This is a genomic window from Nocardia sp. NPDC004654 (assembly GCF_040609595.1).
Taxonomy (GTDB): domain Bacteria; phylum Actinomycetota; class Actinomycetes; order Mycobacteriales; family Mycobacteriaceae; genus Nocardia.
The window spans coordinates 826,907-839,915 of record NZ_JBEXKI010000002.1 but is presented as its reverse complement, the minus strand read 5'-3'; the positions used below and the strand labels follow the sequence as shown (position 1 = coordinate 839,915).

Here is a 13,009-nt window from a genome sequence, read left to right as displayed (position 1 = left end):
CTGTGCGTGCCGGTCGACCTCACGAATCCTCCCCCTCGTCGAAAGCCGCAGTGCTGTCAAGCTTCTCACGCACCGCGGAGACGATGTCGACGCCCAGCTCGCGTACCTCCAGCGGGACCTCGGCCAGCGGATCGATCTTGCGTTTCTTCTCCGGCATCGGATCTCCCGGCGTCCACACCGGCAACTGCTCCGGCTCGACCAGGGTCCACTCCTCGTACCACGGCACCTGCCACAGCGGGCCCGCCAGCGAGCCGACCACGTCGCGGTAGCGCCGGATCTCGGCGGGCATCCTGCCGGGCCGCGCGGCCACGGTGATCAGGCCGAGCACCTCGGAGGGGCCGCCGAAACCGAAATGGTGCTGGCGCAGCAGGTCGTGCGCGCGGGTCAACCCGGCGATCGTCTCCCTGGCCACCAACACGACGAACGGGGATTCACGCTCGAAGACGCCCGGCCAGCGGCGGCTCGAATCCGCCGCTGGCGCAAGCACATGCGCGAGGGTAGTTGCTCCGGCTCCGCCGTGCACACCCAGCAGCCAGACCAGCGGCGCGCGGCCGACGCCCGGCACCGGACGGTCCCAGACCGGCGCGCGACGGGACTCGGGCGGCGCGACGACGCCCGCGGGCTGTGGATCGAGTTTCCGGCGAAGTTTCATGGCGGCGGTCATGATGCCACCCCCGCCAACAGCACCCCGTACGCGCGGCGGGTCTCGGCGGCCAGCGCGCTGTGCCGGACGAGTTCGCCGCGCGCCAGATGCGGATCGTAGGGAATCTCCCTGATGTCGCGGACCCAGCCGCCCAGGTGTTCACGCAAATGGTCGGCAACCCGCGAATCGGCGCCCGGCTGCTGGTGCGAGACGACGATGGTGGTGTCGCCGACGATGCCCGTGCCCTGGCCCTCGGCCGAGTCGCCGAACTGATCGTCGAGCCATTCCAGGGTGACGCGCAGCCGGTTCGCGGCATCCGGGCGCGCCGGAATGGCAAGCACCAGAGCGACATCCGCGTCGTCGAGCAGCGGACGCAGCTGGCGTCCCGCGATCGGGCTTCCGCCGTCGTAGACCGCGGTGAACCCCGCGTCCTCCACCGCGCGCGCGACAGTCAGGTACGTGGCGCGGCGGCGCAACGGGGCGGCGTCGCGCCAGAGCAGGCCGATGCCGGAGGTGGCGCGGGACAGGCACTCCTTCAGCGGGGCCGGTTCGTCGTCGCCGCGCCCGTACAGCCACGACTGCAGACTGATCGGGTGCAGGTGCTCGTCGGCGCCGCGCAGCGCGAGATCGCTGCCCGCCGCGGTGGCGTCCACCGCGACCGTAGGCGTTCCGCCCGAACCCAATTCGCCCGCGATACCCAGTGCGGTCGTGGTGGTTCCCGCGCCACCGCACCCGCCGACCACCAGAATCGGCCGCTGCGTCGGGCCGGTCTCCTCCTCGCCGTCACCCCGCTTGCCGCGCCGTAACCGCACCACCGGAGCCTTCGAACGCGCTTGACGACCCGGCGGAGGGCCCTCCTCGGGCGCCTCGTCGAGCCAGCGGCTCCAGTCCTCTCCCATCGTTCTCAGCTCTCCTTCATCCGGCCGCGATACCCGTGATCAGGGTGCGGCCGCCGATCACCGCGGTGGTGACCGTCTGCTTGTTGTACGTGGCGGGCGCTCCGCCCGGCCGATACTCGGTGACCTCCACCGAATACATGTCGGCCCCCACCGTCGCGATGCGCACGCAGTGCGTGGTGCCCTCCGGGACCGTGTCGATTCCACGCTGAATCGTCGGGGCGGCCGGAACCGCCGCGTCCGGCGCGACGAATGCCCGTGCCCGCTCGCCGGACCGCTCCACGTAGTAGGCGTACTGGAAGGCCAGCACGACGTCCTGGCCGCTGTGCGTGCCGCCGGCCTCCGCGCTGCGGATCAGCCGTTCGGCGCGCTCGGTCGGGCAGCCCGAGGTGATGCCCGCCTGCGCGCTGCCCGCGGTGAATTGCATCGGCGCGGTGGTCGGCGCGACGGCGGCGCGGTTGGCGGAAGACCGCCAAAGGTACAGCGCGCCCACCGCGACGAAGGCCAGCAACAAGACCGCAACGATCAGCACCACGATGACGCGACCGCGGCGCGAGGCCGGGTGGTCGCGCAGCGCGCGCGGGTGCGGGCGGACGGGTGGCGCGGGCTCGTCGTCGTAGTCGTCGTCTTCCGGCCACGGGAAGCGAACCAGATCGCCGTCGCGCGGTGCGTAGTCGTCGTCGGGGCCCGGCGCGTGGACGGCGACCCAATCGGACCAGCCGCCGGTGAATTCCGCGCGGCGCGAGGCCAGATCCGCCGGAACCTCGTTCCGCGCGCGCGCCTCCTCGGGATCCTCTTCGTCGCGGATATAGTGCGGATACCGGGCCGGTCCGTCGTCCTCCACCGGATCGAGACTCGCGTCGTCCTGCTGCGCCGAAGCGGGCGCACCGTTGTCGGGTTCGAGCGCGTCGTACCAGCGGGACAGATCTTTGTACGACTTCAACATTCCCCCATTCCCGCAGAGCCAGGCACGTGGTATCGCATCGTCGGACCTCTCGGCGATCAGTTCGTGGAGAACGGGTAGGCGTTGTTGGCGGTGCCGGGTCGCTCGGTGGGCGGAATCGAGGTCGCGCCGCCGGATGAGGCGCCATCGGCTCCTGTCCCGAACGGAAATTGTCCCGTACCGGACGAATTCGGCGTAGTCGACGCGCCGGTACTTTCGCCGAAGAATCCGGCGGGCGGCTTGGCCGCGCCACCCTGCGGCTCGGCGCCCGCGCCGAAGCGATCGGCCAGGTCACGGGCCAGTGCGGCGAACCAGTCGGCCACGAAGCGGGTGGGCGCGTCGCCGTTGGCGGCCACCGCCGCGGTGCTGTACGCGCCGTGCCGTTGCACGGTGTCCCAATACCGCACCCAGGTCGTGAGGTTCAGCAGTTCGCTGTTGTCGGTGATGTTCTGCACCACCGCGTCGAACGCCTGGGTGACCAGCCGGGACACCGTCGTCGGCGGGATCAGTTGGGGAATGGCGCCGATCAACTTGGTGCCGAGCAGCAGCAGTCCGGCCGCCGGATTGGACAGCCCCGCGGTGGCCAGCTGCGAGATGGCCGCTGGGCTGATCACCGCCTTGACGACGGTGGCGACCGCGTTGAGCCCGATCATGCCGACCTTCAGCAGGGCGCGCAGCGCACCGTTCAGATCCAGCTGCGCGCGCGGGTCGGAGGCGTCGGCGATGCGCTGCGAGATCGACTTCTGCGGGGAGAGCGACAGATTCGCGAGCGAGGTGCCCTGCACGTCCTCGTTCACGACCTTGGTCGCGGTCTTGATCGAGGTGAACGCGAGCGCCTGCGCGATGGAAACCAGCGAGGCGATCGGGTCGCCGCCGCTCAGCTTGGCCTGGCCCGCCACCGAGGCCACGGCCTTCAGGATCGGCGCGCCCTGCGGCGCGTCACAGGCGAGATCGCCTGCCGCGCAAAAACTCGCCACGCGACCGGTGAGGGCCGCGAAATCGGCCGCCTGATCCCGTTCCGGACCGATGCCGCCGCCGTGCGCCGGCGTCTGCGGCAGCGCGGCGATGGTCGCGATCTGGGCGCCCGTGGTGCCGGGCGCGGGATCCGGCGTCTGCTTGCCCGGCGAGCCGGGGAACAGCGGCGCGCCCGGATTGCGGGTCGGGTCGGCGAACAGCGCGACGGCCGCGACCCGATCGGCGGGCACCACGCCGCGGCCCTGCCCGACCTCCTGGGCGAAAACCGAGGCGACGTGCGCGCCCTGGGAGTAGCCGACGATGGCCAGGCGCGTGTCGGCGCACCGCTGGGCGACCTGGGCGGCCATGTCCCGCAGCCGCGTCAGCCCGCCTTGCACGGACTCCACGTACGGCGCCGCGCCGCCGTTGACGAAGCCGCCGAAGCCGGATTCGTATGGCACGTAGGCGCGATCGACCAGGCCGGGCCGAGCGGCCTTGGCCAGCAACGGCATGAAGACCGTGGAGAGCATGCCGGTGTCGGTGGTCGGCGCGGCGTCCGGGGAGGACTCCCCCGTGCCCTGAACGCCCAAGGCGTACAACGCCGGACAGTCATCGATCGCCAGATCGGTCGACGGGGCGGGGGATTTCGGCGGATCGGCGAGCGCGGGGCTCGCCGTCGCGGCGGCGACGGCAACGGTGGTCGCGACCACCAACCCCGAGAGTCTTGCCGTGTAATCAGTCATAGCGATCCGCAATCAATCCCGTGTTGCCGCAGCTACCCTCAACGCCATGAAACGCAATAGACCGTAACAGATTCCGGCTATTACTGCCGCAACAGAGAAAACTTTTCGCGAAACGCCGAAGCATAACGCACACTGACCGGCGCGGCGAGCAGATCGGCCCGGCAAGTTTCCGAGAGTCCGCGCGAGACCGCCACCGAGGAGCGATAATTGGGCTTACGCTCGCCAGCAACCCCCATTGACGGCTCAGCAAATATTTCAGGTCTGCCAGCAAATCTACCTAGCCACAAGGGTTTCCGGACGCCCCGGATCGCTCAGTCGCGCCAGCTCGGCGAGGACGCGGCGGCTCACGCCCCGTGAGGCGCACGCGGGATCACCGCGCGGTCCGGTGACGGGGACGTAGCGGCGTCGCACCCTGACGCACCCCACGGGATCGCCGCGCGGTCCAGCGACGAGGATGCGGCGGCCTCACGCCCCTCATGCCCCTGAGGCGCCCGCCGGATGGCCGCGCGGCACGGCGACGAGCATGTGGCGGCCTGGCGACCCTGACGCGCGCGGAATCGTCGCGGTCGGCGAACGGGCGTTGGCTCAGGCGGCCGAGGTCACGCGGTAGACGTCGTAGACGCCCTCCACGTTGCGCACCACGTTCAGCAAGTGGCCCAGGTGCTTCGGATCGCCCATCTCGAAGGTGAACTTGCTGATCGCCACCCGGTCGCCGTGCGTGGCCACCGAGGCGGACAGGATGTTGACCTTCTCGTCGGCGAGCACCTTGGTGACATCCGACAGCAAGCGGGTGCGGTCCAGCGCCTCGATCTGGATGGCCACCAGGAAGACCGACGAGGGCGAGGGCGCCCACTCGACGTCGATGATCCGCTCGGCCTGCTCGCGCAGCGAACCGGCGTTGGTGCAGTCGGTCCGGTGCACGCTCACCGCGCCGCCGCGGGTCACGAACCCCATGATCTCGTCGCCCGGCACCGGGGTGCAGCACTTGGCCAGCTTGGCCACGGTGCCCGGCGCGCCGGGGATCAGCACGCCCGCGTCGCCGGTGACGCGCTGACGGCTCGGCGTGGTGGACGGCGTCGAGCGCTCGGCGAGCTCGTTCTCCACGTCGCCGATGCCGCCGAGCTGGGCCATGAGCCGCTGCACCACGTGGTGCGCGGAGACCTGGTGCTCGCCGACCGCGGTGTAGAGGGTGGAGATGTCGGTGTAATGCAGCTCGTGCGCGACCGCGGTCATCGCGTCGACGCTCATCAGCCGCTGCAGCGGCAGTCCGACGCGGCGGACCTCCTTGGAGATCTGCTCCTTGCCGCTCTCCAGCGCCTCCTCGCGGCGTTCCTTGGCGAACCACTGCCGGATCTTGGCCTTGGCGCGCGGCGAGACCACGAAGTTCTGCCAGTCCCTGCTGGGTCCGGCGTTCTGCGCCTTGGAGGTGAAAACCTCGACCACTTCGCCGTTTTCGAGCTGACGTTCCAGCGCGACGAGACGTCCGTTGACGCGCGCGCCGATGCAGCGGTGGCCGACTTCGGTGTGCACCGCGTAGGCGAAGTCGACCGGAGTCGACTTCTGCGGCAACGTGATCACGTCGCCCTTCGGGGTGAACACGAAGATCTCGGGCGACTTCAGGTCGAAGCGCAGCGACTCCAGGAACTCCGCCGGGTCGGCGGCCTCGCGCTGCCAGTCGAGCAGCTGGCGCATCCAGGCCATGTCGTCGACCTCGGCGGCGTCACCGGAGTGCTTGCCGCGGGTCTCCTTGTAGCGCCAGTGCGCGGCGATGCCGAATTCCGCTGTGCGGTGCATGTCCTGGGTGCGGATCTGCACCTCCAGCGGCTTGCCGTCCGGGCCGACCACGGTGGTGTGCAGCGACTGGTAGACGCCGTAGCGCGGCTGGGCGATGTAGTCCTTGAACCGGCCCGCCATCGGCTGCCACAGCGAGTGCACCACGCCGACCGCGGCGTAACAGTCGCGGACCTCGTCGCACAGGATGCGGATGCCGACCAGGTCGTGGATGTCGTCGAAGTCCTTACCCTTGACGATCATCTTCTGGTAGATCGACCAGTAGTGCTTGGGCCTGCCCTCGACGATCGCGTTGATGCGCGAGGCGGCCAGCGTGTTGACGATCTCCGCGCGCACCTTCGCCAGGTAGGTGTCCCGCGAGGGCGCGCGGTCGGCGACGAGGCGCACGATCTCGTCGTACTTCTTGGGGTGCAGGATCGCGAACGCGAGGTCCTCCAGCTCCCACTTCACGGTCGCCATGCCGAGGCGGTGGGCCAGCGGCGCGATGACCTCGAGCGTCTCCTTGGCCTTCTTCGCCTGCTTCTCCGGCGGCAGGAAGCGCATGGTGCGCATGTTGTGCAGGCGGTCGGCCACCTTGATCACCAGCACGCGCGGGTCACGCGCCATGGCGATGATCATCTTGCGGATCGTCTCGGCCTCGGCGGCCGCGCCGAGATTGACCTTGTCCAGTTTGGTGACGCCGTCCACCAGGTGCGCGACCTCGGCGCCGAAGTCGGCGGTCAGCTGCTCGAGCGAGTAGCCGGTGTCCTCCACGGTGTCGTGCAGCAGGGCCGCGACCAGCGTGGTGGTGTCCATGCCGAGCTCGGCGAGGATGTTGGCGACGGCGAGCGGGTGGGTGATGTACGGATCGCCCGACTTGCGGAACTGGTGCGCGTGGCGTTCGTCGGCGACGTCGAAGGCCCGCTGCAACAGAGTCAGGTTCGCCTTCGGGTACAGCTCGCGGTGCACCGTGGCGAGCGGCTCGAGCACCGGCTTGACGGCGGCGATACCGCGCTGGCCGGTCATCCGGCGGGCCAGCCGCGCACGCACTCGCCGCGAGGCGGAGGTGGGGACGGCGGCCGCGCTCGGCTGGCGCTGGGGCGGTTCGGCCGGACGCTGCGTCGTTCCGGACGGACGCTGGGCCCGATCGGGCTGCCGCTGGGGCACATCGTTGGGCGTCGGCCGGGCGGGCTGCGGGGGCGCGGAGGCGGCCGCCGCACCGTTCGACTGCGGGGCAGATGCCGCCGATTGCTCGACATTCGCCTCGCCCAGATGCTGAGTCATGCCACCACCTCTCCACGCCGCGGTCGGACCACCCTATCCGACCGCTGCAACCGCCCAGACCACAACTTTAGTCCCCGGCCAGGCCCACCGTCGGATCCGCAGCTGCCGAGACGGAAGCCTGTCCGGTTTCCGGCCTCCCGACCGGACTTCTCGAGGCGATGCCGGGAGCCCGGCGGAGGATTCGTCCGAACCGAAATCCTCCGAGGCAGAACGGATTTGCCACCGTCACGCGGGCGCGGAGCGGACCGGCCCCAATCTTCGGGGCGCGAAGCGGACCGCACCCACCAGCGCGAAGCTGGACCGCCCCAATCATCGGGGGCGCGAAGCGGATCGCCCCCACCGAGCGCGAAGCGGACCGCACCCCTCACCGAGGCACGAAGCGAACCGCACCCTTCACCCGGGGCGCGAAGCGGACCGCCCAATTATCGGGGCGCGGAGCGGACCGCACCCATCACCGAAGCGCGAAGCGAATCGCCTCCATCATCGGGGCGCGAAGCGAACCGCCCAATAGGACGCAGAGCAGACCGCACCCCCCACCGAGGCACGAAGCGAACCGCACCCTTCACCCGGGGCGCGAAGCGGACCGCCCAATTATCGGGGCGCGGAACGGACCGCACCCATCACCCGGGGCGCGAAGCGGACCGCACCCTTCACCCGGGGCGCGAAGCGGACCGCACCCTTCACCCGGGGCGCGAAGCGGACCGCCCAATTATCGGGGCGCGGAACGGACCGCACCCATCACCGGGGCGCGAAGCGGACCGCACCCATCACCGGGGCGCGAAGCGGACCGCCCTCACCGGGGCGCGAAGCGGACCGCACCCACTCGCGGGCGTCGGCGGGACGGGCGAGCATGGAACCGCCGTCCAGGCCGCGCGGGACGGGGACATCGAGCAGATCGAGGGCGGTGGGGGTGATGTCGACGAGGGCGTAGTGCGCGTCGGTCACGCCGGGGGCGAAGCCGGGTCCGCGTGCGATGACGAAGGTGGCGGTCTCGTCGCGCGTCTGTCCGCCGTGGCCGCCCCTCGGGAGGTGGCCGTGGTCGGTGGTGACCAGCACGGTCCAGCGCTCGTCGTGGCGCGCGTCCACGGCCGCGACGATCCGACCGACCTCGCGGTCCACCCGGGTGGTCGCGTCCAGGTAGGCCTTGGACGCCGCGCCGTGCCGGTGACCGGCGAAGTCGACCTGGTCGAGGTGGACGAAAAGGAAGTCGGGGGCGTCGCCGGTGAGCGCGGCGATCGCCGCGTCGGCGGTGGCGGCATCGGTCTTCGCCTCGTCCGGGTCGTCCGGCACCGGCGCGGTGACGTGGATCCGGCTCGCGTGCGGCGCTCCGCTGCCCGCGATGGTCGCGATCTTCGACCACGTCGCGACGGCGGCCGTGCGGCGTCCCGCGCGCTCCAGCAGGGTGAACACCGTCGGGTACCGGGCGAAGGGGACGGCGTCGAAGTCGTTGTGGGTGACGCCGTGTTTGCGGTCCCATACGCCGGTGAGGGCGGTCGCCCAGGACGGGCCGGACAGGCTCATGTGCGGCACGAGCGAGGTTTGGGAGAGGGTGCCAGCGGCGACCAGCCCCAGCAGGTTCGGCGCGCGGGCCTCGCGGATCTCGGCGTACATCGCGCCGTCGAGTCCGATGACGAGAACCTTGGTGCGACCGGGGGCGGCGGTGGCGGTGACCGCGCCGGGGACCAAGGCGGCCGCCATGACGGCCGTGGCTCGCAACAGCGACCGTCTTCGCATACCGTGACGATGACGGCCCGAGCCCTGCTCCCACCAGCCCTTTCCGGGTCTGTTCATCGAGCTTTCATCGACCGACTCGGTGCCGGTCGCCTCCCTGAACTCCGGCCGAACGCCACACGACCGTCGGGTCCCGACCACGCTGATCGCTCGGTCCCGGCCGCTGGGACTTCCTCGGCGCCGCGATCCGCCTGTTCGGCGTCGTCGTGCTCATAGCCCCCGCCGCTGGATCCCTCCGGGCTGTTGCTCAGGCAGCCTCGAAGTGCGCCGAAAGTCGTAGGCAGAGTTGATCGAGACCGGCATCGTCCAGGATCCGGGCGCCCGCCCACTCGTCCACGCCGAACCAGGGAATCTCGTCCGGCGTCCCTGTCGGCCTGGCGAAGACGTGCTGGTGGAAATGCGCCCAGGTGCGGCCGGTGATCGCGGAGAAGACGTGCTCCGGCGCCAGCTCGCGACGCAGCGCCCGCGCGGCGCGGGCCACCGCCCAGCCGACGGCCCTGCTCTCGTCGTCGCTCAGGTCGGCGACGCCCGCGGTGTGGCGTCGAGTCTCCACGAACAGGTAACCGGGCAAGCGGCCCTTGCTCAGCGGCCGGTGGGTGACCACGACCAACTCGTCGGCGAAGAGGACCGGCCCGACCAGCGGCCCTTCGCCCCGGTGTTTCGCGCAGATGCCGCACGGAGTCCCCACCTCGCTACCGTACGGCAGACAACCCTTTGGGGCGCAAGGTTATTCGGCCGTGGCGGGTTCGTCCGAGGTGAAGGCCCAGACGGCGGCGGGGCGACCGGTGGGTTTGGTGCGGCGGCGTTCGGTGGTGCGTTCGAGGCCGGGGAGGGCGGCCAGGGTGCGGTTGAGGTTGGCCGGGTCGGGGCGCAAGCCGAGCAGCGAGGTGCTGAGTTCGACGGCTCTGGTGGCGGGGAATTCGGCGCCGAGGATCGCGCGGGTGAACACGGTGTCTTTCCAGAGCAGCCGGGCCAGCACGGCGCGGGAGTCCTCGACGATACGGTTGTGGTCGAACGCCAGGATCGGCGTCGCCTCGAAGGAGACCCACTGGGCCGGGCCTTGGTGCGGGGCGACCACCGCCCACATGGCGATGGACAGGGTGGGGCCGCGCGGATCGCGGTGCGGTTCGTCGAAGGTGACGAGCTGGCCGACCGCGCCGATCGCGGCCTCGGGGACGCCGAGTTTGGTGTGCACCGCGCGGCGCGCGGCCGCGACGAGGCGCTCACCGCGGCCGAGCAGCACGCCGGGCAGCGCGAGTTCGCCGGTGAACGGTTCGTGGCCGCGCGGCGCGATTCCGATCGTGACCCCGGCGTCCTCGGGCCAGAACCGGAGCGTCACCACGTCGACCGACACAACGGATTGCTCCACGCCGAACCATCCTGCCCTCCTCCGGCCGCCCCGCGCGCGCCCGGCCCGGCCGCGCCGTTCAGGCGGCGACCTCCGTCCGCCACCCGGTGCGGTCGGCCCGGGTCGGACCGTCCGCGCTCAGCACGACTGGCGCGCCGAGCGTCCGCTCGAACCAGGACAGCCGATCCTCGGGCAGCTCGGTGAGTATCGGCTCGGCGGTGGCGAGCAGCTCGGTGAGCCGCCGCTGGTGTTCGAGGTCGCGCCACGGACCGAGCGGCAACTCCAGCACGGTTCCCGCGCCGGTTCGGTAACCCGTTGCGGCCCAGCGGGTTTCCACGGCGTCCAGGTGGTTGACCACGAGCCCGTCGACGCCGCCGCACGCCGCGACGGCGTAGCGCAGCAGCACCGCGTCGACATGACCGAGCCGGAACGCGCCCTGGTACTCGCCGAATCCGTTGTGCGGCTCGGGAATCGCGAGCCGCGGGTCCTCCGTCGGCAGGGGGCCCGCGCCGTGCCTGGTCTGGTAGGTGCGCGTGACGCCGACCGTACACCCCGAATGGCCGATGGCCGCGAGCATGGCGCGCGCGTTGCGCGGCTCGACCGTGGACCAGGTGGTGTGCGGGTGCAGTCCGCGCCACTCGTCGAGCAGCACACCCTGCGCACCCTCGAAGACGAGGCGGCCGCGCCGGGCCACGCCCGCCAGGTACCGCCCGTCCACGATCCGCACCGTGGCCGCGAATTCCCAGTACATGTCGACCAGGTCATCGATCGGCTCGTAGCGGTGCGCGCTTCCCGCGATCAACGGACCGTAGTGCGCGGCCAACGCGCGCAGTTTGCCGCGCAATACCGCGGGGTTCCGGCAGTCGGCGACCGTCGGCGCGTCGTGTTCGAGTGCGTACCAGGCGGTTTCACCGACTCCCCGGCCGCAGGACCCGTGCCGCGCCGCACCGCGGGCGTCCTCGCGCGCACGGTTGGCGGCGATGTGGATCGGCGTGGTCAGGAGCGCGCGCCCGTCGACGCGCAACAGCGCCAACGGATCCCGGACGCCCAGCGCCTCCAGCCGCCGCGCCTCCCCCGCCAGCGCGATCGGTTCGACGAGCATGTGTTCGGAGAGCAGGGTCGGCACGCCGGAGAAGGTGCCGGACCCGAACTGCGCGAAGGTGTGGTGCCGCCCATCGGCGATCACATTGTGCGCGGCCTGCGCGCCGCCGTTGAAGCGCACGACGGCGGACACGTCCAGGCCCGCCTCCGGCGAGCACAGCCAGTCCACCGTCGCCCCCTTCCCCGCGTCACCGAAGCCGAGGTCTACGACGATCAGATGCGATCCGATCATGCTGTCCCGCTTTCCCTTTCACGAACGCAAGCGCGCCGCACCGACCCCGCGACGGTGCGGCGCCGCCCGCTCAGCGCGACCCGCCGGGTAGCGCCCGCATGGCCGGACGCGGCTGTGTACCGAGAGCCTTGCCGACCGAATCCACCTCCGCCGCCGACCCGACGTCGCGCAGATCCGCCAGACCCGTGTCGACATCGACCCGTCCCTCCGCCAGCCCGATGGTGAGCGCGATGAGTTCGCACACCGCAGCCGGATCGTCGAGCTTCAGGAAGTTCTGGCCGAGCAGCCCGCGCCAGTGCTCCGCGATCTCGGGGTCGTCGTAGTAACTGGACTGATTCGGCAGGATGTAGTGCACGTGCCACTTCTCGGCCAGCTCGCGGTAGATCGAGTCGACCGCGATATCGCTGCGCACGTGATCACCGATCACGGCCCGGATGTGCCGCGAGGCCAGCCTCGGCTTGTTCAGCTCGTCACCGATGAGGAACAAGAATCCGCGCTTGCGCCGCTTCTCCCACGCGTCGGTGACGACGTGGGTGGCCATGAAATAGGCCGCCAGCTCGTAGCTTTCGGACTTCTGGCCGCCACCGCCACCCTCGAGCAGGATGTTGCGCAGCTGCTCGTCCATCCGGTTGTCGGATTCGAACTGACCGATCTGCAGCGGCGCCCGGTCGGTGTCGGCATCGCCGACCGCGCCGAACAAAATCTGCGGATCGTCGGCGTACCTCTTGCGCTGGAGCAGTCCGTGCAGCTTGCCGAGTTTGTCCTGCATGATGATCGGCACCTGCCCCATCGAACCGGTCACGTCGAACAACACCGCGATCGGCAGCGAGTTCCCGTGTTCGGCGGAGTCCCGGCATTCGCGCGCGTCGACCCCCAGCGGGTCGAGAGACGGATGCGCCCGCCAGTTCGCGTACGGCTGCGACCGCATCTCGGCGGTGTAGCCGAAGTCGTCGATCCCCCGGCTGGCGCGGTAGGTCTTGGCCGCCCGGTAAGCGGTGTCGTCCCAGTGTCCGTATCCCATGTCGCCGCTCCTCTCGTGTCCGTAGTTTTAGTGTAATTGACTAAAACTCGATCGGTCAAGGGAGCTGGCCGAACGGACGCCCATCCGGTTGTTAATACCCAAGGCACGCACCGCGATTCAGGCTTAGGCGGCACGTCGCCTATTGCATGCCATAGCGACGCTGGCCGTTCACCCTCCGGATGGACGATCGCGGAACGGGAAATTCGGACTCGCCGGACGCGCGGTGCGGAGCTCCCCGGAAGTGCGGTCTGAATCAGGGGCAAGCCGCCGAGGCCGGTGCTCGCTAGGCGGTGCGCGTCATGGGGGGAGCCGACAGGGTCGTCGGCTGCCAGGCTGCGGCGCA

At 70.6% G+C, this 13,009-nt stretch carries 10 protein-coding genes; all 10 read right to left on the bottom strand.

Features of this window, described 5'->3' with window-relative positions; all coding sequences use genetic code 11:
• Window positions 1-19: 19 nt before the first annotated feature.
• The 10 genes from ABZV58_RS09625 to ABZV58_RS09580 all read right to left on the bottom strand — a co-directional run bounded on the left by ABZV58_RS09625 (window position 20) and on the right by ABZV58_RS09580 (window position 12,666).
• Window positions 20-664 carry a hypothetical protein gene (locus ABZV58_RS09625; RefSeq protein WP_067779941.1) on the bottom strand — a complete coding sequence of 215 codons (645 nt, stop codon included), beginning with the start codon at window positions 662-664 and terminating at the stop codon, window positions 20-22.
• Entirely contained in the window at window positions 661-1,542 is an 882-nt protein-coding gene (locus ABZV58_RS09620; protein WP_354999689.1) for a hypothetical protein, read from the bottom strand. The genes ABZV58_RS09625 and ABZV58_RS09620 overlap by 4 nt, the downstream gene beginning before the upstream one ends.
• A 16-nt stretch (window positions 1,543-1,558) precedes the next feature.
• Window positions 1,559-2,485: a hypothetical protein gene (locus ABZV58_RS09615; RefSeq protein ID WP_354999688.1), complete on the bottom strand. Its 927-nt coding sequence runs from the start codon at window positions 2,483-2,485 to the stop codon at window positions 1,559-1,561.
• A 56-nt stretch (window positions 2,486-2,541) separates the two neighbouring features.
• A complete protein-coding gene (locus tag ABZV58_RS09610) occupies window positions 2,542-4,179 on the bottom strand; it encodes a cutinase family protein (protein ID WP_354999687.1) in 1,638 nt (545 codons plus the stop codon).
• A 585-nt stretch (window positions 4,180-4,764) separates the two neighbouring features.
• Complete coding sequence (locus ABZV58_RS09605) at window positions 4,765-7,233, bottom strand: RelA/SpoT family protein (protein ID WP_354999686.1); 2,469 nt, start codon at window positions 7,231-7,233, stop codon at window positions 4,765-4,767.
• Window positions 7,234-7,971: 738 nt separating this feature from the next.
• Complete coding sequence (locus ABZV58_RS09600) at window positions 7,972-8,967, bottom strand: alkaline phosphatase family protein (RefSeq protein WP_354999685.1); 996 nt, start codon at window positions 8,965-8,967, stop codon at window positions 7,972-7,974.
• A 244-nt stretch (window positions 8,968-9,211) separates the two neighbouring features.
• Window positions 9,212-9,652 carry a hypothetical protein gene (locus ABZV58_RS09595; RefSeq protein WP_354999684.1) on the bottom strand — a complete coding sequence of 147 codons (441 nt, stop codon included), beginning with the start codon at window positions 9,650-9,652 and terminating at the stop codon, window positions 9,212-9,214.
• A gap of 39 nt (window positions 9,653-9,691) precedes the next feature.
• Window positions 9,692-10,333 (bottom strand): NUDIX hydrolase, encoded by a 642-nt coding sequence (locus ABZV58_RS09590; protein WP_354999683.1) that lies wholly within the window; start codon window positions 10,331-10,333, stop codon window positions 9,692-9,694.
• A gap of 58 nt (window positions 10,334-10,391) precedes the next feature.
• Window positions 10,392-11,645: an adenylosuccinate synthetase gene (locus ABZV58_RS09585; protein ID WP_354999682.1), complete on the bottom strand. Its 1,254-nt coding sequence runs from the start codon at window positions 11,643-11,645 to the stop codon at window positions 10,392-10,394.
• Between the two features lie 70 nt (window positions 11,646-11,715).
• A complete protein-coding gene (locus ABZV58_RS09580) occupies window positions 11,716-12,666 on the bottom strand; it encodes a hypothetical protein (RefSeq protein WP_354999681.1) in 951 nt (316 codons plus the stop codon).
• Between the last annotated feature and the right edge of the window lie 343 nt (window positions 12,667-13,009).

Excerpts from the sequence above, each read along its gene's own strand:
- ABZV58_RS09625 (WP_067779941.1), bottom strand. The coding sequence starts at position 664 with ATGACCGCCGCCATGAAACTTCGCCGGAAACTCGATCCACAGCCCGCG.
- ABZV58_RS09620 (WP_354999689.1), bottom strand. The coding sequence starts at position 1,542 with ATGGGAGAGGACTGGAGCCGCTGGCTCGACGAGGCGCCCGAGGAGGGC.
- ABZV58_RS09615 (WP_354999688.1), bottom strand. The coding sequence starts at position 2,485 with ATGTTGAAGTCGTACAAAGATCTGTCCCGCTGGTACGACGCGCTCGAA.
- ABZV58_RS09610 (WP_354999687.1), bottom strand. The coding sequence starts at position 4,179 with ATGACTGATTACACGGCAAGACTCTCGGGGTTGGTGGTCGCGACCACC.
- ABZV58_RS09605 (WP_354999686.1), bottom strand. The coding sequence starts at position 7,233 with ATGACTCAGCATCTGGGCGAGGCGAATGTCGAGCAATCGGCGGCATCT.
- ABZV58_RS09600 (WP_354999685.1), bottom strand. The coding sequence starts at position 8,967 with ATGCGAAGACGGTCGCTGTTGCGAGCCACGGCCGTCATGGCGGCCGCC.
- ABZV58_RS09585 (WP_354999682.1), bottom strand. The coding sequence starts at position 11,645 with ATGATCGGATCGCATCTGATCGTCGTAGACCTCGGCTTCGGTGACGCG.
- ABZV58_RS09580 (WP_354999681.1), bottom strand. The coding sequence starts at position 12,666 with ATGGGATACGGACACTGGGACGACACCGCTTACCGGGCGGCCAAGACC.